Annotated in this window: 19 protein-coding genes; 18 read left to right on the top strand and 1 reads right to left on the bottom strand. The window is 59.1% G+C overall.

Features of this window, described 5'->3' with window-relative positions:
• Positions 1–42: 42 nt before the first annotated feature.
• A complete protein-coding gene (map, locus tag AC19YX_RS19905) occupies positions 43–825 on the bottom strand; it encodes a type I methionyl aminopeptidase (RefSeq protein ID WP_078470067.1) in 783 nt (260 codons plus the stop codon).
• Positions 826–1,231: 406 nt separating this feature from the next.
• Between map and rpsB the strand changes: the two genes are divergently transcribed.
• The 18 genes from rpsB to tilS all read left to right on the top strand — a co-directional run bounded on the left by rpsB (position 1,232) and on the right by tilS (position 22,009).
• On the top strand, positions 1,232–1,969 hold the full coding sequence (rpsB, locus tag AC19YX_RS19900) for a 30S ribosomal protein S2 (protein WP_020296622.1): 738 nt from the start codon (positions 1,232–1,234) through the stop codon (positions 1,967–1,969).
• A 199-nt stretch (positions 1,970–2,168) separates the two neighbouring features.
• Positions 2,169–3,032 (top strand): translation elongation factor Ts, encoded by an 864-nt coding sequence (gene tsf, locus AC19YX_RS19895; RefSeq protein WP_020296621.1) that lies wholly within the window; start codon positions 2,169–2,171, stop codon positions 3,030–3,032.
• A gap of 208 nt (positions 3,033–3,240) precedes the next feature.
• Positions 3,241–3,984, top strand: a complete 744-nt coding sequence (gene pyrH, locus AC19YX_RS19890) for a UMP kinase (protein ID WP_003189161.1) — start codon at positions 3,241–3,243, stop codon at positions 3,982–3,984.
• Positions 3,981–4,538: a ribosome recycling factor gene (frr, locus tag AC19YX_RS19885; protein WP_020296620.1), complete on the top strand. Its 558-nt coding sequence runs from the start codon at positions 3,981–3,983 to the stop codon at positions 4,536–4,538. The genes pyrH and frr overlap by 4 nt, the downstream gene beginning before the upstream one ends.
• Positions 4,539–4,553: 15 nt before the next feature.
• A complete protein-coding gene (uppS, locus tag AC19YX_RS19880; protein WP_020296619.1) occupies positions 4,554–5,309 on the top strand; it encodes a polyprenyl diphosphate synthase in 756 nt (251 codons plus the stop codon).
• The gene (locus AC19YX_RS19875; protein ID WP_078470069.1) at positions 5,309–6,115 is read left to right on the top strand and encodes a phosphatidate cytidylyltransferase; all 807 of its coding nucleotides are present in this window, start codon (positions 5,309–5,311) and stop codon (positions 6,113–6,115) included. Before uppS ends, AC19YX_RS19875 begins: the two co-directional genes overlap by 1 nt.
• Entirely contained in the window at positions 6,112–7,302 is a 1,191-nt protein-coding gene (gene ispC, locus AC19YX_RS19870) for a 1-deoxy-D-xylulose-5-phosphate reductoisomerase (RefSeq protein WP_500606834.1), read from the top strand. Before AC19YX_RS19875 ends, ispC begins: the two co-directional genes overlap by 4 nt.
• A 52-nt stretch (positions 7,303–7,354) precedes the next feature.
• Complete coding sequence (gene rseP, locus AC19YX_RS19865) at positions 7,355–8,707, top strand: sigma E protease regulator RseP (RefSeq protein WP_500606833.1); 1,353 nt, start codon at positions 7,355–7,357, stop codon at positions 8,705–8,707.
• A gap of 74 nt (positions 8,708–8,781) precedes the next feature.
• A complete protein-coding gene (gene bamA / locus AC19YX_RS19860; protein WP_020296615.1) occupies positions 8,782–11,172 on the top strand; it encodes an outer membrane protein assembly factor BamA in 2,391 nt (796 codons plus the stop codon).
• A 45-nt stretch (positions 11,173–11,217) separates the two neighbouring features.
• Entirely contained in the window at positions 11,218–11,721 is a 504-nt protein-coding gene (locus AC19YX_RS19855; protein ID WP_020296614.1) for an OmpH/Skp family outer membrane protein, read from the top strand.
• A gap of 3 nt (positions 11,722–11,724) precedes the next feature.
• The gene (lpxD, locus tag AC19YX_RS19850; protein ID WP_078470072.1) at positions 11,725–12,780 is read left to right on the top strand and encodes a UDP-3-O-(3-hydroxymyristoyl)glucosamine N-acyltransferase; all 1,056 of its coding nucleotides are present in this window, start codon (positions 11,725–11,727) and stop codon (positions 12,778–12,780) included.
• Positions 12,781–12,889: 109 nt separating this feature from the next.
• Positions 12,890–13,330: a 3-hydroxyacyl-ACP dehydratase FabZ gene (gene fabZ / locus AC19YX_RS19845; RefSeq protein WP_007907157.1), complete on the top strand. Its 441-nt coding sequence runs from the start codon at positions 12,890–12,892 to the stop codon at positions 13,328–13,330.
• On the top strand, positions 13,327–14,103 hold the full coding sequence (gene lpxA, locus AC19YX_RS19840) for an acyl-ACP--UDP-N-acetylglucosamine O-acyltransferase (protein ID WP_020296612.1): 777 nt from the start codon (positions 13,327–13,329) through the stop codon (positions 14,101–14,103). Before fabZ ends, lpxA begins: the two co-directional genes overlap by 4 nt.
• 2 nt (positions 14,104–14,105) lie before the next feature.
• Positions 14,106–15,236, top strand: a complete 1,131-nt coding sequence (gene lpxB, locus AC19YX_RS19835; protein WP_500606832.1) for a lipid-A-disaccharide synthase — start codon at positions 14,106–14,108, stop codon at positions 15,234–15,236.
• A gap of 11 nt (positions 15,237–15,247) precedes the next feature.
• On the top strand, positions 15,248–15,880 hold the full coding sequence (gene rnhB, locus AC19YX_RS19830; RefSeq protein WP_500606945.1) for a ribonuclease HII: 633 nt from the start codon (positions 15,248–15,250) through the stop codon (positions 15,878–15,880).
• Between the two features lie 70 nt (positions 15,881–15,950).
• Positions 15,951–19,472 (top strand): DNA polymerase III subunit alpha, encoded by a 3,522-nt coding sequence (gene dnaE / locus AC19YX_RS19825; RefSeq protein WP_500606831.1) that lies wholly within the window; start codon positions 15,951–15,953, stop codon positions 19,470–19,472.
• Between the two features lie 152 nt (positions 19,473–19,624).
• Positions 19,625–20,572 (top strand): acetyl-CoA carboxylase carboxyltransferase subunit alpha, encoded by a 948-nt coding sequence (locus AC19YX_RS19820; RefSeq protein WP_078470077.1) that lies wholly within the window; start codon positions 19,625–19,627, stop codon positions 20,570–20,572.
• Positions 20,573–20,692: 120 nt separating this feature from the next.
• The gene (gene tilS, locus AC19YX_RS19815; RefSeq protein WP_500606830.1) at positions 20,693–22,009 is read left to right on the top strand and encodes a tRNA lysidine(34) synthetase TilS; all 1,317 of its coding nucleotides are present in this window, start codon (positions 20,693–20,695) and stop codon (positions 22,007–22,009) included.
• The last annotated feature ends 156 nt before the right edge of the window (positions 22,010–22,165 follow it).

The raw sequence follows: 22,165 nt of genomic DNA, 5'->3' as shown, positions 1-22,165 counted from the left end.
CTTTCCTTTCTTTCTATAAGGGCAACAACCCGGCGTAGGGAATCAGGCCGAAACGCGGGGAATGGTGTCGTCGCTGCGCAAGGTGAAGATCTCGTAGCCGGTCTCGGTCACCAGCAGGGTGTGTTCCCACTGCGCGGACAGCTTGCGGTCCTTGGTGATGGCGGTCCAGCCGTCGCCCAGGACCTTGGTGTCGGCTTTGCCCTGGTTGATCATCGGCTCGATGGTGAAGGTCATGCCGGCCTTGAGTTCCATGCCGGTGCCCGCGCGGCCGTAGTGCAGGATCTGCGGCTCTTCGTGGAATACCTTGCCAATGCCGTGGCCGCAGAATTCGCGAACCACCGAGAAGCCGTTCTTTTCCGCGTGTTTCTGGATCACTTCGCCGATATCGCCCAGGCGGCAGCCTGGCTTGACCAGCTCGATGGCCTTGTACATGCATTCCTGGGTGATCTGCGACAGGCGTTCGGCCCAGACCGGCACTTTGCCGACGTGGAACATGCGGCTGGTGTCGCCGTGGTAGCCATCCTTGATCACGGTGACGTCGATGTTCAGGGTGTCGCCGTCTTTGAGCGGCTTCTCGTTCGGGATGCCGTGGCAGACCACGTGATTGATCGAGGTGCAGATCGACTTGGGAAAGCCCTTGTAGTTCAGCGGCGCAGGAATTGCCTGCTGCACGTTGACGATGTAGTCGTGGCAGATGCGGTCCAGCTCTTCGGTGGTGATACCGGGTTTGACATGCTCGGCAATCATTTCCAGCACGTCGGCGGCCAGTTTGCCAGCGACACGCATTTTGGCGATGTCCTCGGGGGTTTTGAGGGTGACGGTCATACAGGCTCTCTCGACGCTCGGTGGCGCTATAAACACGGAATGGCTTGAAAACGGCAGCATTGAAGGCAAAGCCTGGGTGGGCTCGCGACGTTTTCAAAAGCCGCAAAGGTGCGATTCTAACAGACGGCCAAGGCAAATCTGACCCTCTGACGCCGCTTCTCTCTATAGAATGGAGCATTCTGGCCCGATTCCAAGGGCCTGGTAAAAAAGCCCCACAGCGCAATGCACAATCCTGGTTCCGTTTTTACCCTTCCTGTGGTATAAAATGCGCCGCTTTCCGGGGATACCCTGAAAAGCTTAAATCCACACACGTGTCGACACGATGACCTGGGTGCCGGAAGCTTTCATGCTGCTGGTTGGTCATTGGGATACGTGGAGGCCAAACCCGACTTATTAAGGAACTATCATGTCCCAAGTCAACATGCGCGATATGCTGAAGGCCGGTGTGCACTTCGGTCACCAAACCCGTTACTGGAACCCGAAAATGGGTAAGTACATTTTCGGCGCGCGTAACAAGATTCACATCATCAACCTTGAAAAAACCCTGCCAATGTTCAACGAAGCTCTGACTTTCGTAGAGCGCCTGGCCCAGGGCAAAAACAAGATTCTGTTCGTCGGCACCAAGCGTTCCGCTGGCAAGATCGTTGCTGAAGAAGCAGCACGTTGCGGTTCGCCGTACGTCGATCACCGCTGGTTGGGCGGCATGCTGACCAACTTCAAAACCATCCGTGCTTCCATCAAGCGTCTGCGTGACCTTGAAGTGCAAGCCGAAGACGGCACCTTCGCCAAGCTGACCAAGAAAGAGGCGCTGATGCGCACTCGCGATCTGGAAAAGCTGGATCGTAGCCTGGGTGGTATCAAGGACATGGGCGGTCTGCCAGACGCACTGTTCGTTATCGACGTTGATCACGAGCGCATCGCGATCACCGAAGCCAACAAGCTGGGCATCCCGGTCATCGGCGTAGTCGATACCAACAGCAGCCCGGAAGGCGTTGACTACATCATCCCAGGCAACGATGACGCAATCCGCGCTATCCAGCTGTACATGGGTGCGATGGCTGACGCTGTTATCAAGGGTCGCAACCACGTTGCTGGCGGCACCGAGCAGTTCGTCGAAGAAGCTCCGGTAGCTGCAGCTGAGTAATTGACGCCTTGGCGTTGACTCAGTAAGCAAAAAGGGGGCTTGGCCCCCTTTTTGCCAACTCGGAAATCATTTGTTGTGTGCGTATTTGCTGTTTTGTAACGCGATGCGGCTATCAAGTGTATTCGAGGCAGAGCTCAAGATTTGATCGCCCGTTCGGTCGGGTGGAATGGTTGAAAACCTATCCAAGAGGAATTTGAAAATGGCAGAGATTACTGCAGCGTTGGTTAAAGAACTGCGTGAGCGTACTGGCGAAGGCATGATGGACTGCAAAAAGGCCTTGACCAAGGCTGGCGGCGACATCGAGAAAGCCATTGATGACATGCGTGCTTCGGGCGCGATCAAAGCAGCCAAGAAAGCAGGCAACGTAGCTGCTGAAGGCGCGATCGCCATCAAAGAAGACGGCAAAGCTGCCGTGATCATCGAAGTCAACTCGCAAACCGACTTCCTGGCTCTGCAAGAAGACTTCAAAAACTTCGTTGCTGCCAGCGTTGAAAAAGCGTTCGCTGACAAGCTGACCGACGTTGCTCCGTTGATCGCTGCTCAAGAGCCGGCTCGTGAAGCGCTGGTTGGCAAAGTAGGCGAGAACGTCAACATCCGTCGTCTGGCTCGCGTTGAAGCTGACGTGCTGGGTTCGTACCTGCACGGCAACAAGATCGGCGTTGTGGTTGCCCTCAAAGGCGGCAACGTTGAACTGGCTAAAGACATCGCCATGCACGTAGCAGCCAGCAACCCTGAGTTCCTGCTGCCTTCGCAAGTTTCCGCTGAAGCCATCGAACGCGAAAAAGCCGTGTTCCTGAGCCTCAACGAAGACAAGATGAAGGGCAAGCCTGCTGAAATCGTCGAGAAGATGATTGCTGGCCGTATCAGCAAGTTCCTGGCTGAAGCCAGCCTGGTTGAGCAGCCTTTCGTCAAGAATCCAGAAGTGACCATCGGTACTCTGGCCAAGCAAGGCGGCGCTGAAATCGTTTCCTTCACTCGCTTCCAGGTAGGCGAAGGCATCGAGAAGCCGGTCGACAACTTCGCTGAAGAAGTTGCTGCCCAGCTGGCTGCCAGCAAGCAATAAGACAGTTTTCAACTGTCGCCCTGAAGAGGCTGCCCGCTCACGCGCGCAGCCTCTTTTCAAATGGGGAGGCCAATTTTAGTTGGCTGCCTCCGGAACTGGCTTACAAAGCCGTGTTCTGATGGCGCTGTGACAGCGTCAAGCTAGAGTAAGCGCAGGCTGCAAACAGCTTGCAGAGAATTTTTAAAATACGCCGCAGGAGAGATTCGCAATGGCTCAGCAGGGCAGTGGTTATCAAGCTCGCTATAAACGCATTCTACTCAAGCTTAGCGGCGAGGCCCTGATGGGCTCGGAAGAGTTCGGGATCGACCCCAAAGTCCTGGATCGCATGGCGCTGGAGGTTGGCCAACTGGTCGGCATCGGCGTTCAGGTCGGTCTGGTGATTGGCGGCGGCAACCTGTTCCGTGGCGCAGCGCTGAGTGCAGCGGGCATGGATCGTGTCACGGGCGACCACATGGGCATGCTGGCCACTGTGATGAACGCCCTGGCCATGCGTGATGCGCTGGAACGTGCGAATATCTCGGCCATCGTCATGTCGGCTATTTCCATGGTGGGTGTGACCGATCACTATGATCGCCGCAAAGCCATGCGCCACCTGAACTCCAAGGAAGTGGTGATTTTCGCTGCCGGTACCGGCAACCCGTTCTTTACCACCGACTCCGCTGCGTGCCTGCGCGCGATCGAGATCGATGCCGACGTAGTGCTCAAGGCAACCAAGGTCGATGGTGTTTACACTGCAGATCCGTTCAAAGACCCGCATGCCGAGAAGTTCGATCATCTGACTTACGATGAAGTGCTGGATCGCAAGCTGGGTGTCATGGACCTGACAGCCATCTGCCTGTGCCGCGACCACAAAATGCCGTTGCGTGTATTTAACATGAACAAGCCCGGCGCCCTGCTCAATATTGTGCATGGTGGCGCCGAAGGAACCCTGATCGAGGAAGGCCAACAATGATCAACGAGATCAAGAAAGACGCTCAAGAGCGCATGAAAAAATCCCTGGAGTCCCTGGCCCATGCATTTGGTCAGATCCGTACCGGCAAGGCGCACCCGAGCATCCTGGGTAGCGTGATGGTGCCTTACTACGGTTCGGACACCCCGCTGAGCCAAGTGGCCAACGTCACTGTAAAAGACTCCCGCACCCTGCAAGTCGTGGCTTTCGAGCGCAACATGCTGGCGGCTGTCGACAAGGCGATCCAGAGCGCCGGCCTGAACCTCAATCCGACCAACCTGGGCGAATTGCTGTTGATTTCCATGCCTGCCCTGACCGAAGAAACCCGTAAGGTTTTCGCCAAGCAGGCGCGTGACGCAGCGGAAGACGCGCGGATTGCCGTGCGCAATATCCGTCGCGATGCGCTGAGCCAGTTGAAAGACCTGGTCAAGGAAAAGGAAATCAGCGAAGACGAAGAGCGTCGTGCCGCTGATGACGTGCAGAAGCTGACCGACAAGGCGGTGGCTGATATCGAAACCGCCACCAAGCAGAAAGAAGCGGATTTGATGGCCGTATAAGGGTCAGACGTTTTCATGGAAAAGACCAAGCAGTCCGTATCGTTTTCGGTGCCGCGACATGTCGCGATCATCATGGACGGTAATAATCGCTGGGCTAAAAAACGCTTTATGCCCGGTGTCGCCGGGCATAAAGCGGGTGTCGACGCTGTTCGTGCAGTGATAGAGGTGTGCGCCGAGGCCAAGGTCGAAGTGCTCACCCTGTTCGCCTTTTCCAGCGAGAACTGGCAGCGTCCGGCGGACGAGGTCAGTGCCTTGATGGATCTGTTCTTCAAGGCGCTGCGTCGCGAGGCCAAGCGTCTCAATGAGAACAACATCAGCCTGCGGATCATCGGTGACCGTTCGCGCTTCCACCCGGAACTGCAGGCGGCGATGCGCGAGGCTGAGGCCATCACGGCGGGCAGCAATCGCTTCATCCTGCAGATCGCCGCCAATTACGGCGGTCAGTGGGACATTGCCCAGGCCGCCCAGCGCCTTGCGCGCGAAGTGCAGGCCGGTCATCTGCGGCCGGAGGACATCACTCCGGAGTTGTTGCAGACCTGCCTGGCGACCGGCGACCTGCCGTTGCCCGACCTGTGCATCCGTACCGGCGGTGAACACCGCATCAGTAACTTCCTGCTGTGGCAGCTGGCTTACGCCGAGCTGTACTTCTCCGACCTGTTCTGGCCGGACTTCAAACACGATGCCATGCGTACTGCGCTGGCCGATTACGCTTCTCGCCAGCGGCGCTTCGGTAAAACGAGCGAGCAGGTCGAGGCTGGAGCCCGGGTTTAATGCTTAAACAACGAATCATTACTGCGCTGATCCTGCTGCCGATCGCCTTGTGCGGGTTCTTCCTGCTCCAGGGGGCCGGTTTCGCCCTGTTTATCGGGCTGGTAGTGACGCTTGGGGCGTGGGAATGGGCGCGTCTGGCCGGGTTCGATGGCCAGGCGGCACGCGTGGTATATGCCGCGGTGGTCGCGGTGCTGCTGTTTCTCATGTACCTGGTGCCCGGCATCGCGCCCTGGGTGCTGGGTGCTGCGGTGCTCTGGTGGGCGGCAGCGACCTTCCTGGTGCTGACCTATCCGCGCACCAGCGAACATTGGGCGGGCGCTGCCGCCAAGCTGGTGATCGGCCTGTTGATCCTGTTGCCGGCCTGGCAAGGCCTGGTGTTCATCAAGCAGCTGCCGTTGGGCAACTGGTTGATCATGGCGGTGATGGTTCTGGTCTGGGGGGCTGATATCGGCGCCTACTTTTCCGGCAAGGCGTTCGGCAAGCGCAAGCTGGCGCCGCAGGTCAGTCCGGGCAAGAGCTGGGAAGGCGTGTATGGCGGCCTGGCACTGAGCCTGGTGATCACCGCGGTGGTGGGCCTGGTTCGCGATTGGTCTGTCGCTCAGATACTGCTGGGCCTGCTGGGTGCAGCGCTGGTGGTGTTTATCTCGGTGGTCGGCGACCTGACCGAGAGCATGTTCAAGCGTCAGTCCGGGATCAAGGACAGCAGTAACCTGTTGCCCGGTCACGGCGGTGTGTTGGATCGCATCGACAGCCTGACGGCTGCTATTCCGGTGTTTGCGGTGCTGTTGTGGATGGCTGGATTGTGAGTCGTCCTCAGCAGATTACGGTTCTCGGCGCCACAGGTTCTATCGGCCTCAGTACCCTGGATGTGATTGCCCGGCATCCGCAGCGTTACCAGGTGTTTGCCTTGAGCGGCTTCAGTCGCATGGCGGAGTTGTTGGCGCTGTGCGTGCGCCATGCGCCGCGCTTTGCCGTGGTGCCTGAGGCCGCAGCAGCCGGCAGCCTGCAGGATGACCTGCGCGCTGCCGGGCTGCAGACCCGGGTCCTGGTGGGTGAAGAAGGTTTGTGTCAGGTGGCTGCCGACCCCGAGGTCGATGCGGTCATGGCGGCCATTGTCGGTGCGGCGGGTTTGCGCCCGACCCTGGCGGCGGTCGGGGCAGGGAAGAAGATTCTCCTGGCCAATAAAGAGGCGCTGGTGATGTCCGGCGCCTTGTTCATGCAGGCTGTGCGTAAAAGTGGCTCGGTACTGCTGCCGATCGACAGTGAGCACAATGCGATTTTTCAGTGCATGCCGACGGACTTTTCCCGCGGCTTGAGCAGTGTTGGTGTACGACGGATCCTGCTGACTGCTTCCGGTGGCCCATTCAGGCAGACGCCGTTGAATGAGTTGCGGGATGTTTCTCCGGAACAGGCCTGCGCCCATCCCAACTGGTCGATGGGGCGCAAGATATCGGTCGACTCCGCGAGCATGATGAATAAAGGCCTGGAGCTGATCGAGGCGTGCTGGCTGTTCGACGCCAAGCCTTCCCAGGTCGAAGTGGTGATCCATCCTCAGAGCGTGATTCACTCCCTGGTCGACTATGTGGACGGTTCGGTGCTGGCGCAGTTGGGCAATCCCGATATGCGCACGCCTATCGCCAATGCCCTGGCCTGGCCTGAGCGCATCGACTCCGGTGTTGCGCCCCTGGATCTGTTTGCCATTGCGCGCCTGGATTTCCAGGCTCCGGATGAACAGCGATTCCCCTGCTTGCGCTTGGCGCGTCAGGCGGCGGAGGCAGGCAATAGTGCTCCGGCCATGCTGAATGCGGCCAATGAAGTGGCAGTTTCCGCGTTTCTCGAACGGCGCATCCGTTACCCTGAGATCGCGAGTATCATCGCAGAAGTTTTAAGCCTCGAGCCGGTGGTTGCGGTCGACGAACTGGACGCTGTATTCGCGGCGGACGCCAAAGCCCGTGCCTTGGCTGAGCAATGGTTGAGTCGCAACGGGCGATAGGCGTTGTGACTGGCCAAGCGGTCGGCACCGGATAGGATTGCGGAGAAAGTAGATGAGCGCGCTCTATATGATTGTCGGCACCCTGGTTGCGTTGGGCGTGCTGGTTACCTTCCATGAATTCGGCCACTTCTGGGTGGCGCGCCGCTGTGGCGTCAAGGTTTTGCGTTTCTCCGTGGGCTTTGGTATGCCGCTGCTGCGCTGGCATGACCGCCGTGGCACTGAGTTTGTCATCGCCGCGATCCCGCTGGGCGGCTACGTGAAGATGCTTGATGAGCGCGAAGGCGAGGTGCCTGCCGACCAGCTCGATCAGTCTTTCAATCGCAAGTCTGTGCGCCAGCGTATCGCTATTGTTGCGGCGGGCCCGATTGCCAACTTCCTGCTGGCCCTGGTGTTCTTCTGGGTGTTGGCGATGCTCGGCAGCCAGCAGGTACGACCGGTCATCGGCGCGGTGGAGGCGGGCAGTATTGCTGCCAAGGCCGGCTTGCATGTCGGCGAGGAAATCGTCGCCATCGACGGCGAGCCGACATCGGGTTGGGCTGCGGTCAACCTGCAGTTGGTGCGACGTCTGGGCGAGAGTGGCTCGTTGCTGTTTTCGGTGCGCGAGCAGGGTGCGACGGTCGACTCGCCGCGCCAGCTGGTGCTGGACAAGTGGCTCAAGGGTGCAGATGAGCCGGACCCGATCCACTCCCTGGGGATTCGACCTTGGCGACCTGCGTTGCCTCCGGTTTTGGCTGAACTCGATCCGAAAGGGCCGGCCCTGGCGGCCGGGTTGAAGACCGGCGATCGCCTGCTGGCGCTGGATGGTCAGGCGCTGGGCGATTGGCAGCAGGTCGTCGATTGGGTGCGTGTACGTCCTGATACCAAAATTGTGCTGCAAGTCGAGCGTGATGGTGCTCAAATCGACGTCCCTGTGACCTTGGCAAGCCGTGGCGAAGCCAAGGCGGCTACCGGTTATCTGGGAGCTGGAGTGAAAGCGGTCGATTGGCCGCCGGAGATGATTCGCGAGGTCAGCTACGGTCCGTTGGCGGCTATTGGCGAAGGTGCCCGACGCACCTGGACCATGAGTGTATTGACCCTCGATTCACTGAAGAAAATGTTGTTCGGCGAGCTCTCGGTAAAAAACTTGAGTGGACCGATAACCATTGCTAAAGTGGCGGGCGCTTCTGCCCAGTCGGGTGTCGCTGATTTCCTGAATTTCCTTGCTTATCTGAGTATTAGCCTGGGGGTTCTGAATTTGCTGCCCATTCCTGTACTGGATGGGGGGCATTTGTTGTTCTATCTGATCGAGTGGGTGCGTGGTCGCCCCTTGTCGGATCGGGTGCAGGGTTGGGGGATACAGATCGGTATCAGCTTGGTGGTCGGGGTGATGTTACTTGCCCTGGTCAACGATTTGGGTCGACTGTAACGCTTCGCTGAATTGCGAATCTGCCGCATTTTGCGGCAGTTTGTTTATTGCCAGTTGGAATAAGAAAGGACTTCATGAAACGTCTGCTGCTAACTGCGGTTCTCACCGTATTGATGATCGCCGAAGTTCACGCCGAGTCCTTCACTATCTCCGATATCCGCGTCAACGGCCTCCAGCGGGTCTCCGCGGGTAGCGTCTTTGGTGCCTTGCCGTTGAACGTCGGCGAGCAGGCGGATGATCGTCGCCTGGTGGAATCCACTCGTGCGCTGTTCAAAACCGGTTTCTTTCAAGACATCCAGCTGGGCCGCGATGGCAACGTCCTGGTCATTACGGTAGTCGAACGTCCGTCTGTTGCCAGTATCGAGATCGAAGGCAACAAGGCGATTTCGACTGAAGACCTGATGAAAGGCCTGAAGCAGTCCGGTCTGGCCGAAGGTGAAATCTTCCAGCGTGCGACCCTCGAAGGCGTACGTAACGAGCTGCAGCGCCAGTACGTCGCTCAGGGTCGCTACTCGGCCACCGTCGACACCGAAGTGGTGCCGCAGCCGCGTAACCGCGTCGGCCTCAAGGTCAACATCAACGAAGGCACGGTTGCTGCGATCCAGCACATCAACGTCGTGGGCAACACTGTATTCCCTGACGAAGACCTGATCGGCCTGTTCGAACTCAAGACCACCAACTGGTTGTCGTTCTTCAAGAACGACGACAAGTACGCCCGTGAAAAACTCTCCGGTGACCTGGAGCGTCTGCGTTCCTACTATCTGGATCGCGGCTATATCAATATGGATATCGCTTCGACCCAGGTGTCCATCACCCCGGACAAAAAGCACGTCTACATCACGGTCAACGTGAACGAAGGCGAAAAGTACAGCGTTCGCGACGTCAAGCTCAGTGGCGACTTGAAAGTGCCTGAAGACCAGGTCAAGTCCCTGTTGCTGGTGGAAAAAGGCCAGGTGTTCTCGCGCAAGCTGATGACCACTACTTCCGAACTGATCACACGCCGTCTGGGTAACGAGGGCTACACCTTCGCCAACGTCAACGGCGTGCCTCAGCCGCACGATGAAGACCACACGGTCGACATCACCTTTGTCGTGGATCCAGGCAAGCGTGCCTACGTCAACCGCATCAACTTCCGTGGCAACACCAAGTCCGAAGACGAAGTGCTGCGTCGTGAAATGCGTCAGATGGAAGGTGGCTGGGCTTCGACCTACCTCATCGATCAATCCAAGACCCGTCTTGAGCGCCTGGGCTTCTTCAAGGAAGTCAACGTCGAAACCCCGGCAGTTCCGGGTGTCGATGACCAGGTCGACGTCAACTATGCAGTTGAAGAGCAAGCGTCCGGTTCGATCACCGCCAGCGTCGGTTTCGCCCAGAGTGCGGGCCTGATCCTGGGTGGTTCCATCACTCAGAACAACTTCCTGGGTACGGGTAACAAGGTCAGCATCGGTTTGACCCGCAGTGAATACCAGAGCCGCTATAACTTCGGTTATGTCGACCCCTACTGGACCGCTGATGGCGTGAGCCTGGGTTACAACGCTTTCTATCGCACCACTGACTACAAAGACCTTGATGTCGATGTTGCCAGCTACGCCGTAGACAGCTTGGGTGCAGGTGTCAGCGTCGGTTACCCGATCAGCGAGACCTCGCGTCTGACCTTCGGCCTGACCGCGCAACAAGACAAGATCAAGACTGGCCTGTACACCGTCGACGAAATCTTCGACTTCGTGAACAAGCAGGGCGACAGCTACCTGAACTTCAAGGCTTCGGCCGGCTGGTCCGAGTCGACCTTGAACAAAGGTGTTCTGGCAACCCGTGGCCACTCTCAGAGCCTGGTTCTGGAAACCACCACGCCTGGCAGTGACCTGTCGTTCTTCAAGCTCGACTACCGTGGCCAGTTGTTCCAGCCTCTGAGCGAAAACTACACCATGCGCCTGCACACCGAGCTGGGTTATGGCGATGGTTTTGGCGACACCAAGGGCTTGCCGTTCTACGAGAACTACTATGCTGGTGGCTTCAACTCGGTTCGCGGCTTCAAGGACAGCACCCTGGGTCCGCGCAGTACGCCGAGTCGTGGTGTAGGTGTGACAGGTAACGCCGGTACAGCGGCCGACCCGGATCAGGATCCACTGCCATTCGGCGGTAACGTTCTGATCCAGGGTGGTGCCGAGATCCTGTTCCCGCTGCCGTTCGTCAAAGATCAGCGCTCCCTGCGTACCTCGGTATTCTGGGATGTGGGTAACGTGTTCAGTTCCAAGTGCGATTCGACTTCCAACACCATCGCCGCTTCGAACGTTAAAACGGAATGTAACGACATCAGTCTCAGCAATCTGGCCAGTTCCGTGGGTGTCGGTGTGACATGGGTCACCGCCCTGGGACCATTGAGCTTCGCCCTGGCGATGCCGATCAAGAAACCGGATGACGCTGAAACCCAGGTGTTCCAATTCTCCCTCGGTCAGACTTTCTAAGAGTCTGATCCAAGATAATGACAATGGATTTTGTAGGAGTGCATCGTGCGTAAGTTGACTCAATTGGTTCTCCTGGCCACCGTTCTGGTCGCGACCCCGGTCTTTGCAGACATGAAGATCGCGGTACTGAACTATCAGATGGCTCTGCTGGAGTCGGACGCTGCGAAGAAGTACGCAGTGGATGCCGAGAAGAAGTTCGGTCCTCAGTTGACCAAGCTCAAGACTCTGGAAAGCAGTGCCAAGGGCATTCAGGATCGTCTGGTTGCCGGTGGCGACAAGATGCAGCAGGGCGAGCGTGAGCGCCTGGAGCTTGAATTCAAGCAAAAGGCCCGTGACTTCCAGTTCCAGTCCAAGGAGCTGAACGAAGCCAAGGCTGTTGCCGACCGCGAAATGCTCAAGCAACTCAAGCCCAAGCTCGACAGCGCAGTGGAAGAAGTGATCAAGAAGGGCGGTTTCGACCTGGTCTTCGAGCGTGGCGCAGTCATTGATGTCAAACCTCAGTACGACATCACTCGCCAGGTTATCGAGCGCATGAATCAGCTGAAGTAACCCATGACCGCGATTATTAAGCTCGGCCGATTGGCCGAGTTCCTCGGCGCCACCTTGCGTGGCGACCAGGAGAAAGAAATCACTGGGCTAGCCACCTTGCAGGAGGCTGGCCCAGCTCAGTTGAGCTTTTTGGCAAATCCGCAGTACCGCAAGTACCTGGCTGATAGCCAGGCGGGTGCTGTGCTGCTTAAAGCGGCTGATGCCGAGAGTTATGCCGGTGATGCGTTGGTGGTGCCTGATCCTTATCTGGCCTATGCGCGAATTTCCCATCTGTTCGACCCCAAGCCCAAGGCTGTGGCTGGCGTTCATCCCTCAGCGGTGATTGCCGATGACGCCGTGGTCGATCCGTCGGCCAGTATCGGGCCGTTTGCGGTGGTTGAAAGCGGCGCGTCGATTGGCGCCGGGGTGACGGTTGGTGCGCATTGCTTTGTGGGGGCTCGCAGCGTGGTTGGCGAAGGCGGCTGGCTTGCGCCAAGGGTCACGCTGTATCACGACGTGCGGATCGGCAAGCGAGTGGTCATTCAGTCCGGTGCGGTACTGGGTGGCGAAGGGTTTGGATTCGCCAATGAGAAGGGCGTCTGGCAGAAGATTGCCCAGATTGGCGGGGTCACCATTGGCGACGATGTGGAGATTGGCGTCAATACCGCCATCGACCGTGGCGCCTTGGCCGATACCGTCATTGGCAATGGTGTGAAACTGGACAACCAGATTCAGATCGCCCACAACGTGCAAGTCGGTGATCACACCGCCATGGCCGCCTGTGTGGGGATTTCCGGCAGCACCAAGATTGGCAAGCACTGCATGCTTGCAGGTGGCGTCGGGTTGGTCGGCCATATCGAGATTTGTGACAACGTTTTCCTGACCGGGATGACCATGGTGACCCACTCGATTACCGAGGCTGGCTCCTACTCCTCCGGTACTGCCATGCAACCTGCTGCCGAGTGGCGCAAAAGCGCGGCCCGTATCCGTCAGCTCGATGACATCGCGCGACGCCTGCGGCATCTGGAAAAGCGCGTTGGGGACGTGACCCCTGACGGTAATGCTTCATCAGATGGCTGAAACCATTTCCATATCAAGTGTGCACAGCCGCTAGACTGCCTCCTTGATTTGCTAGAGGAGCACGCATTAGTCGCGCGCTCCCAATCTTTACTACAGGCTTCCCCACGAAATGATGGACATCAACGAAATTCGCGAATACCTGCCTCACCGTTACCCGTTCCTGCTGGTGGACCGGGTGGTGGACTTGGATGTTGAGGGCAAGCGCATTCGTGCCTACAAGAATGTCAGCATCAACGAGCCTTTCTTCAATGGTCACTTTCCCGCGCATCCAATCATGCCGGGCGTGCTGATCATCGAGGCGATGGCTCAAGCTGCCGGCATCCTTGGTTTCAAGATGCTGGACGTGAAGCCGGCCGATGGCACCCTTTACTACTTCGTTGGTTCCGACAAGCTGCGCTTCCGCCAGCCGGTGCTGCCGGGTGATCAACTGATCCTTGAAGCCAAGTTCCTCAGCTGCAAGCGTCAGATCTGGAAGTTCGAGTGCCAGGCTTCGGTCGATGGCAAGCCAGTCTGCTCCGCTGAAATCATCTGTGCGGAACGCAAGCTATGAGTTTGATTGACCCTCGCGCAATCATCGATCCGACGGCCGTTCTGGCCGACGACGTCGAGGTCGGCCCCTGGTCGATCGTCGGCGCTGGTGTGGAAATCGGCGAGGGTACAGTGATTGGCCCCCATGTGATTCTCAAGGGGCCAACCCGGATCGGCAAACATAACCGCATCTACCAGTTTTCCTCGGTAGGTGAGGACACGCCCGATCTCAAGTACAAAGGCGAAGAAACCCGCCTGGTGATCGGCGATCACAACGTCATCCGTGAGGGCGTGACCATTCACCGCGGTACGGTCCAGGATCGCTCCGAAACCACCTTGGGCGATCACAATCTGGTCATGGCCTATGCCCACATCGGCCATGACAGTGTGATCGGCAACCACTGCATCCTGGTCAACAACACCGCGTTGGCCGGGCATGTGCACGTGGATGACTGGGCAATCCTCTCCGGTTTCACCCTGGTTCACCAGTATTGCCACATTGGCGCCCATAGCTTTTCCGGCATGGGCACTGCCATCGGCAAGGATGTACCCGCGTTCGTCACGGTATTCGGCAACCCCGCAGAAGCCCGCAGCATGAACTTTGAAGGCATGCGCCGCCGTGGTTTCAGCGAAGACGCGATCCACGCCCTGCGCCGCGCCTATAAAGTGGTGTACCGCCAGGGGCTGACCGTTGACCAGGCCCTGGCCGAGTTGGCCGAGCCTTCTGTGCAATTCCCCGAAGTCGCGATCTTCCGTGACTCGATCCAGTCTTCGACCCGTGGCATCACTCGTTAATCATGAGCAATCTGCGTATTGCGCTGGTGGCTGGCGAGGCCTCCGGCGATATTCTCGGCGCCGGTTTGATGCGCGCACTCAAGGCCCGGCATCCTGCGGTTGAATTTATCGGTGTCGGCGGCCCGTTGATGCAGGCCGAGGGCCTGGTTTCGTACTTCCCCATGGAGCGCCTGGCGGTCATGGGGTTGGTGGAAGTGCTGGGGCGGCTGCGTGAGTTGTTGGCACGGCGCAAGAAGCTGATCCAGACCCTCATCGCCGAAAAACCTGACGTGTTTATCGGTATCGACGCACCTGATTTCACCCTGAATATCGAACTCAAGCTGCGACAGGCGGGGATCAAGACGGTGCACTATGTCAGCCCGTCCGTCTGGGCCTGGCGGCAGAAGCGTGTGCTGAAGATTCGCGAAGGTTGCGATCTGATGCTGACGCTGTTCCCGTTCGAGGCAAAATTCTACGAAGAGAAGGGTGTCCCGGTGCGGTTTGTCGGTCACTCCCTGGCCGATGCGATTCCGCTGGAAGCTGATCGTGCTGCGGCTCGTGCTGAACTGGGTTTGTCCGATGGCCCGCTGGTGGCATTGATGCCAGGCAGTCGTGGCGGTGAAGTCGGGCGCCTGGGTGCGCTGTTTCTCGATACTGCGCAACGTCTGCGAGCCATGCGCCCCGGCGTGCGCTTTGTCATGCCCTGTGCCAGCCCCGAGCGCCGTAGCCAGTTGGAGCAGATGCTGGCCGGTCGTGACTTGCCGTTGACCTTGCTTGACGGCCAGTCCCACCGGGCCTTGGCGGCTTGCGATGCGGTATTGATTGCCTCCGGCACCGCGACCTTGGAAGCGCTGCTGTACAAGCGGCCGATGGTGGTCGCCTATCGCCTGGCGCCGCTGACGTTCTGGATTCTCAAACGCATGGTTAAAAGCCCCTACATCTCCCTGCCCAACTTGCTGGCCCAGCGTTTGCTGGTGCCCGAGTTGCTGCAGGATGAGGCGACGCCCGAAGCCCTGGCGCGGACGTTGTCGCCGCTCATCGAGGGGGGCGAGGAGCAGACTCGCGGCTTCGACGAAATCCATCGGACGTTGCGTCGGGACGCCTCGAACCAGGCGGCTGATGCAGTCCTGAACCTGATCGGCAAAGCGCAATGAGTAACCTGAAGATGCAGATGGGCCTGGACTTTACCCTGGTAGCCGCCACTGAAGAGCTGGTGTGCGGCGTCGATGAAGTCGGACGCGGTCCGTTGTGCGGTGCGGTGGTCACGGCGGCGGTCATTCTGGATCCGAACCAGCCGATCCTTGGTCTCAACGATTCGAAGAAACTCACCGAAGCCCGGCGAGAAAAACTCTACGACGAGATCTGCGAGAAAGCCCTGAGCTGGTGCATTGCCCGCGCTGAAGTCGAGGAAATCGACGAACTGAATATCCTGCACGCGACCATGCTCGCCATGCAGCGCGCGGTGGAAGGGCTGAGCATTACTCCGAAGCTGGCGATGATCGACGGTAATCGTTGCCCGAGGTTGGCCATGCCCGCGGAGGCGGTGGTCAAGGGTGATAGCAAGGTGCCGGCAATCGCCGCAGCGTCGATTCTGGCCAAGGTCAGTCGCGACCGTGAAATGGCGGCGTTCGAGCTGATCTATCCGGGTTACGGCATCGGCGGCCACAAGGGTTATCCGACGCCTGTGCACCTCGAAGCGCTGGCCCGCCTGGGGCCGACGCCGATTCACCGGCGTTCGTTCGCGCCGGTCCGCCAAGCCTATGAAGCACGTGAGAGCTTGAGCGAGACACAGTCCTGAGGCTGATGTTTTAGCCGAGGCCCGGTACAATCCGGGCCTTGTTGTTTTTGTGCTTACTTACAGGATCACTATGCCGGCTTCATTCGTTCACCTGCGCCTGCACACTGAATACTCACTGGTCGACGGTCTGGTGCGGATCAAGCCGCTGGTCAAGACGCTGGCCGGCATGGGCATGCCCGCCGTGGCGGTCACCGACCAAAACAACATGTGTTCCCTGGTCAAATTCTATAAAGCCTCCATGGGCGCGGGTATCAAGCCGATCTGCGGCGCCGACCTGTGGCTGTCGAACAAGGATCCGGACAACCCACTGAGCCGGATCAGCCTGCTGGCAATGAACGCCGTCGGCTATCGCAACCTGACCGAGCTGATCTCCCGCGGTTTTATCGATGGGCAGCGTAATGGCCAGGTGATTATCGAGCGGGAATGGGTGGCCGAGGCCGCGGACGGCTTGATCATGCTGTCGGCCGCCAAGGAAGGTGAGATCGGCATCGCCTTGATCAGTGGTGACCTGGCGGAAGCCGAGAACCTCGCTCGCGATTGGATGGCGGTGTTCCCGGATCGCTTCTATCTGGAAGTCCAGCGCACCAATCGTCCGAATGACGAAGAACAGTTGCACGCAGCCGTGGCCCTGGCCGACAAGCTCGGTGCACCGTTGGTGGCGACCAACGATGTGCGTTTCATCAAGCAGGAAGACTTCGAAGCTCACGAAACCCGTGTTTGCATCGGTGAGGGCCGCGCCCTCGACGATCCGCGGCGTTCGAAGAACTACAGCGACCAGCAATACCTGAAAAGCGCCGATGAGATGGCCGAACTGTTCAGTGACTTGCCTGAGGCGCTGGAGAACTCGGTCGAAATTGCCAAGCGCTGCAATATCGAGGTCAAGCTGGGCACTCACTTCCTGCCCAACTTCCCGATTCCCGATGGCATGACCATCGATGAGTATTTCCGCAAGGTCTCGTTCGACGGCCTGGAAGAGCGGTTGTCGGTGCTGCTGCCCAAAGACACGACCGAAGACTACGAAGCCCGGCGCCAGGTGTACGTCGATCGCTTGAATTTCGAGCTGGATATCATCATCCAGATGGGCTTCCCCGGTTACTTCCTGATCGTTATGGACTTTATCCAGTGGGCCAAGAGCAACGGTGTCCCGGTAGGTCCGGGCCGTGGATCGGGTGCCGGGTCCCTGGTGGCCTACGTGCAGAAGATCACCGACCTCGATCCGCTGGAATATGACCTGCTGTTCGAACGTTTCCTCAACCCGGAACGGGTCTCCATGCCCGACTTCGACGTCGACTTCTGCATGGACGGTCGCGACCGGGTGATCGACTACGTGGCTGAGAAGTACGGCCGCAACGCGGTCAGCCAGATCATCACCTTCGGTTCCATGGCCGCCAAGGCTGTGGTGCGGGACGTGGCCCGGGTCCAGGGCAAGTCCTACGGCCTGGCGGATCGCCTGTCGAAGATGATCCCGTTCGAAGTCGGCATGACCCTGGAAAAAGCCTACGAACAGGAAGAGATCCTGCGCGACTTCATCAAGGTCGATGAGGAAGCGGCGGAAATCTGGGAGATGGCGCGCAAGCTTGAAGGCGTGGTGCGCAACGTCGGCAAGCACGCCGGTGGCGTGGTTATCGCGCCAACCAAGCTGACCGACTTTTCGCCGATCTATTGCGACGAAGAAGGCGATGGCCTGGTTACCCAGTTCGACAAGGATGACGTCGAGGCCGCGGGCCTGGTGAAGTTCGACTTCCTCGGTCTGCGGACCCTGACCATCATCGATTGGGCCCTCAAGACCATCAATCGCGAGCGGGCCAAGGTCGACGAAGAGCCGCTGGATATCGCCTTTATCCCGCTCGACGACAAGCCGACCTACAGCCTGCTGCAAAAGGCTGAAACCACGGCGGTGTTCCAGCTTGAGTCGCGAGGCATGAAGGAGCTGATCAAAAAGCTCAAGCCCGACTGTCTGGAAGACTTGATCGCACTGGTGGCCCTGTTCCGTCCGGGCCCTTTGCAATCGGGCATGGTGGATGACTTTATCAACCGTAAGCACGGTCGCGCCGAACTGGCCTACCCGCACTCCGATTACCAGTACGAAGGCCTCAAGCCGGTACTGGCACCGACTTACGGCATCATCCTGTATCAGGAACAGGTGATGCAGATCGCCCAGGTCATGGCCGGTTACACCCTCGGTGGTGCGGACATGCTGCGCCGGGCGATGGGTAAGAAAAAACCCGAGGAAATGGCCAAGCAGCGTGGCGGTTTCATTGAGGGTTGCGCCACCAATAATATCGACCCGGACCTGGCGGGTAACATTTTCGACCTGGTGGAGAAATTCGCCGGTTACGGCTTCAACAAATCCCACTCCGCGGCCTATGGCCTGGTGTCGTACCAGACCGCCTGGCTCAAGGCTCACTACCCGGCGCCGTTCATGGCTGCGGTGCTCTCGGCGGATATGCACAACACCGACAAGGTCGTGACCTTGATCGAGGAAGTGCGGATCATGAAGCTGCGCCTCGATGCGCCAGACGTGAACACCTCGGAGTTCAAGTTCACGGTGAACGACGAAGGTCGGATCATTTATGGCCTGGGGGCGATCAAGGGGGTTGGCGAAGGGCCGGTAGAGGCCATTACCGAGGCGCGCCAGGCCGGGCCGTTCAAGGACCTGTTTGATTTCTGCGCCCGCGTGGACCTCAAGCGTATCAACAAGCGCACCCTTGACGGTTTGATCCGCAGTGGCGCCCTGGACCGACTGGGCCCATATTTCCACGATGAGCCCAAGGCCTATCAGGCCAACATCGACCAGAACCGGGCGGTGTTGCTGACCGCCATGGAAGAAGCGATCAAGGCGGCCGAACAGACGGCCCGGACCCACGACAGCGGCCACGCCGACCTGTTTGGCGGCCTGTTCGTGGAAGAAGACGCCGATGTCTACGCCAATCACCGCAAGGCCAAGGAGCTGACCCTCAAGGAGCGCCTCAAAGGCGAGAAAGACACCCTGGGGCTGTACCTGACCGGTCACCCGATCGACGAGTATGAAGGTGAAATCCGCCGTTTTGCCCGCCAGCGCATCATCGATCTGAAGCCTGCGCGGGATACCCAGACCGTGGCGGGGATGATTATTGCCCTGCGGGTCATGAAGAACAAAAAGGGCGACAAGATGGGCTTCATTACCCTGGACGACCGTTCGGGGCGGATTGAGGCTTCACTGTTTGCCGAGGCCTTCCATTCGGCGCAGTCCCTGCTGCAGACCGACGCGATGGTGGTGGTCGAGGGCGAGGTCAGCAACGATGACTTCTCCGGCGGCCTGCGCCTGCGGGTCAAGCGCGTGATGAGCATGGAGGATGCGCGGACCAACCTGGCGGAAAGCCTGCGGCTCAAGGTTCATACCGAGGCCCTCAAGGGTGATCAGCTACGCTGGTTGGGCGAGTTGCTCAAGCGTTATCGCGGTGCCTGCCCGGTGACCATGGAATATGCCCGGGATGATTCCAAGGCCTTGCTGCAGTTCGGCGAAGGCTGGCGAATCGACCCGGCGGATGCATTGATTCAAGCCCTGCGTGACCAGTTCGGGCGAGACAACGTCTTCCTCCAATACCGTTGATGGTCAGCGGGCATTCCTTGCGTTATCGGGTTTGCCCTGACCTCGACCCGGATTTTAATCTCGACCTGAACGCGCCTGTCCCTTAAGGTAATGCGCGAATAGACAACCGGCCGACCCAAGCTCTCTTGGATGTCGACCCAAGACGGACGCCTATGAACCCGAATTTTCTAGATTTCGAACAGCCGATCGCCGACCTGCAAGCCAAGATCGAAGAGTTGCGCTTGGTCGGTAATGACAATTCGCTGAATATCGGCGATGAGATCTCCCGCCTGCAGGATAAAAGCAGCACGCTCACCGAGGACATCTTCGGCAAGCTGACCAGCTGGCAGATCGCTCGTCTGGCGCGTCACCCGCGTCGTCCGTACACCCTGGACTACATCGACCACATCTTCACCGAGTTCGACGAGCTGCATGGCGACCGTCACTTCTCGGACGATGCTGCCATTGTCGGCGGGGTTGCCCGTCTGGATGACCAGCCAGTGATGATCATTGGTCACCAGAAAGGCCGCGAAGTCCGCGAAAAGGTTCGTCGCAACTTCGGCATGCCGCGTCCGGAAGGCTACCGCAAGGCTTGCCGCCTGATGGAAATGGCCGAACGCTTCAAGATGCCGATCCTGACCTTTATCGACACGCCGGGCGCCTACCCGGGTATCGACGCTGAAGAGCGCAACCAGAGCGAAGCCATTGCCTGGAACCTGCGTGTCATGGCCCGCCTGAAGACCCCGATCATCGCCACGGTCATCGGCGAAGGTGGTTCTGGTGGCGCATTGGCGATCGGCGTTTGCGATCAGTTGAACATGCTGCAGTACTCGACTTATGCGGTAATTTCCCCTGAAGGTTGCGCGTCCATCCTCTGGAAAACCGCCGAGAAAGCCCCGGATGCCGCCGAAGCCATGGGTATCACTGCCGAGCGTCTCAAAGGCCTGGGCATTGTGGACAAGGTGATCGGCGAGCCTCTGGGGGGCGCACACCGTGACCCAGCAGCCGCTGCTGCCTCGATCCGTGCCGAGCTGACTTCGCAGTTGGCGATGCTCAAGGGCATGGACACCGAAACCTTGCTCAAGCGTCGTTATGACCGCCTGATGAGCTACGGTCTCTGATACGCCGTCGCTCCTTCTTGTAGGAGCGAGCTTGCCTGCGATCCGGACGCGGCGGTGGATCCCTTCACCGCTCCAGCGTCTGCAGCAGGCAAGCCCGGCTCCCACAGGTCCTGTCCGTTGATGAATCACCTATCTGCCCAATTGCTGCATCGCCTGGCTCCTTGGCGTGACGCCTGCGCCTGGCGTATTGCCTATTCCGGCGGTCTGGACTCCACCGTCCTCCTGCACCTGCTTGCCGATCTGGCGCAACAACACCCACTTCCACCTTTGACTGCCCTGCATATCCACCACGGTCTACAGGCTGCGGCCGATGCCTGGCCGGCTCATTGTCAGTCCGTGTGCGACGCGCTGGGGGTGCCCTTGCAGGTCATGCGCGTGCAGGTGCAAGTGGGCGCCAGCCTCGAGCGTGCGGCCCGTGATGCGCGTTACGGCGCCTTTGAGCGCGCAACAGCTGGTAACGAGTTGCTGCTGACTGGGCAGCATCGTGACGATCAGGCGGAAACCCTGTTGTTTCGGCTGTTGCGCGGCGCGGGGGCAAGAGGGCTGGCAGCGATGCCTGAATCCCGCCCTTTGGGCCTGGGACATTTGCTGCGGCCGTTGCTGGATGTATCGCGGGCCGAACTGCTGCGTTATGCCGATGAGCGTGGATTGAGCTGGATCGAGGATCCCTCCAATCTCGATCAGCAGTTTTCACGCAATTACCTGCGCCACGCGGTGCTTCCCCAGCTCACTGCTCGCTGGCCTCGGGCACTGGCCAGCATGGCGCGCAGCGCGGCGCATTTGAGTGAGGCTCAAGGGCTGCTCGATGAGCTGGCGCAGATGGATCTTGCTGCGGCCGACACTGCCAGCGACTTCAGTTGGTTGCGCCTGCCGTCACTGGAGTTGGCTCCCCTGCAAGCGCTTTCTCCCGCTCGCCAGCGCAACGCCTTGAGCCACTGGCTGAGCCTTCGCAGCCGTTTGCCGGATAGCGAGCACTGGGTGGGTTGGGAGACGCTACGCGATGCGGCGCAAGATGGGCGTCCGATCTGGCGCCTGGCGGACGGCGAACTGCATCGAGCCTGCGGGCGGTTGTGGTGGTTGGCGGGCGCCTGGTTGCGCCCGATGCCTGATGCGCCATCCTGGGTGGACGTTTCCCGACCGCTGGTGCTACCGGATAACGGGCAGTTGCATATCACCGGCCAGGGGCCCCAGGGGCCGTTGCAGGTGGCTTATCGTCAAGGTGGCGAAGTCATGCATTTACCGGGTCGAGGCCATCGCGACCTGAAGCGCTTGCTCAATGAAAGTGGCCTGCCGGCCTTTGCCCGTGGCAGATTGCCGCTGCTGTATCAGGGCGAGCAGTTGTTGGCGGTGGCAAACCTGCCAGGTCTTGTCGCAAACGCCCATGGTTGTTGGCAATTGCATTGGCAGCCGCCGACGAGCGATCAAGGTTTGAGCTGAAAGGCCCTTTCCGGTAGACTACGCTCCCTTCTTGATACAACTTCTGTGGATTCGCCTGAATTGCAGAAGTTGCCGATTACCAAGCAGTCTTTGCTGGGCGATTCCAAAAAATGTGTAGCGAGCAACGTACCGGTGTTTTTGCATCCGGTCTGTCAC

This window comes from Pseudomonas sp. MF09150, from assembly GCF_059862355.1.
Note: the sequence above shows the minus strand (reverse complement) of the source record. Positions and strands in the feature narration are given on the sequence as shown.

Bases quoted from the DNA above. Each gene is read 5' to 3' on its own strand.
- map (WP_078470067.1), bottom strand. From the start codon at position 825: ATGACCGTCACCCTCAAAACCCCCGAGGACATCGCCAAAATGCGTGTC.
- rpsB (WP_020296622.1), top strand. From the start codon at position 1,232: ATGTCCCAAGTCAACATGCGCGATATGCTGAAGGCCGGTGTGCACTTC.
- tsf (WP_020296621.1), top strand. From the start codon at position 2,169: ATGGCAGAGATTACTGCAGCGTTGGTTAAAGAACTGCGTGAGCGTACT.
- pyrH (WP_003189161.1), top strand. From the start codon at position 3,241: ATGGCTCAGCAGGGCAGTGGTTATCAAGCTCGCTATAAACGCATTCTA.
- frr (WP_020296620.1), top strand. From the start codon at position 3,981: ATGATCAACGAGATCAAGAAAGACGCTCAAGAGCGCATGAAAAAATCC.
- uppS (WP_020296619.1), top strand. From the start codon at position 4,554: ATGGAAAAGACCAAGCAGTCCGTATCGTTTTCGGTGCCGCGACATGTC.
- AC19YX_RS19875 (WP_078470069.1), top strand. From the start codon at position 5,309: ATGCTTAAACAACGAATCATTACTGCGCTGATCCTGCTGCCGATCGCC.
- rseP (WP_500606833.1), top strand. From the start codon at position 7,355: ATGAGCGCGCTCTATATGATTGTCGGCACCCTGGTTGCGTTGGGCGTG.
- bamA (WP_020296615.1), top strand. From the start codon at position 8,782: ATGAAACGTCTGCTGCTAACTGCGGTTCTCACCGTATTGATGATCGCC.
- lpxD (WP_078470072.1), top strand. From the start codon at position 11,725: ATGACCGCGATTATTAAGCTCGGCCGATTGGCCGAGTTCCTCGGCGCC.
- fabZ (WP_007907157.1), top strand. From the start codon at position 12,890: ATGATGGACATCAACGAAATTCGCGAATACCTGCCTCACCGTTACCCG.
- lpxA (WP_020296612.1), top strand. From the start codon at position 13,327: ATGAGTTTGATTGACCCTCGCGCAATCATCGATCCGACGGCCGTTCTG.
- lpxB (WP_500606832.1), top strand. From the start codon at position 14,106: ATGAGCAATCTGCGTATTGCGCTGGTGGCTGGCGAGGCCTCCGGCGAT.
- rnhB (WP_500606945.1), top strand. From the start codon at position 15,248: ATGCAGATGGGCCTGGACTTTACCCTGGTAGCCGCCACTGAAGAGCTG.
- dnaE (WP_500606831.1), top strand. From the start codon at position 15,951: ATGCCGGCTTCATTCGTTCACCTGCGCCTGCACACTGAATACTCACTG.
- AC19YX_RS19820 (WP_078470077.1), top strand. From the start codon at position 19,625: ATGAACCCGAATTTTCTAGATTTCGAACAGCCGATCGCCGACCTGCAA.
- tilS (WP_500606830.1), top strand. From the start codon at position 20,693: ATGAATCACCTATCTGCCCAATTGCTGCATCGCCTGGCTCCTTGGCGT.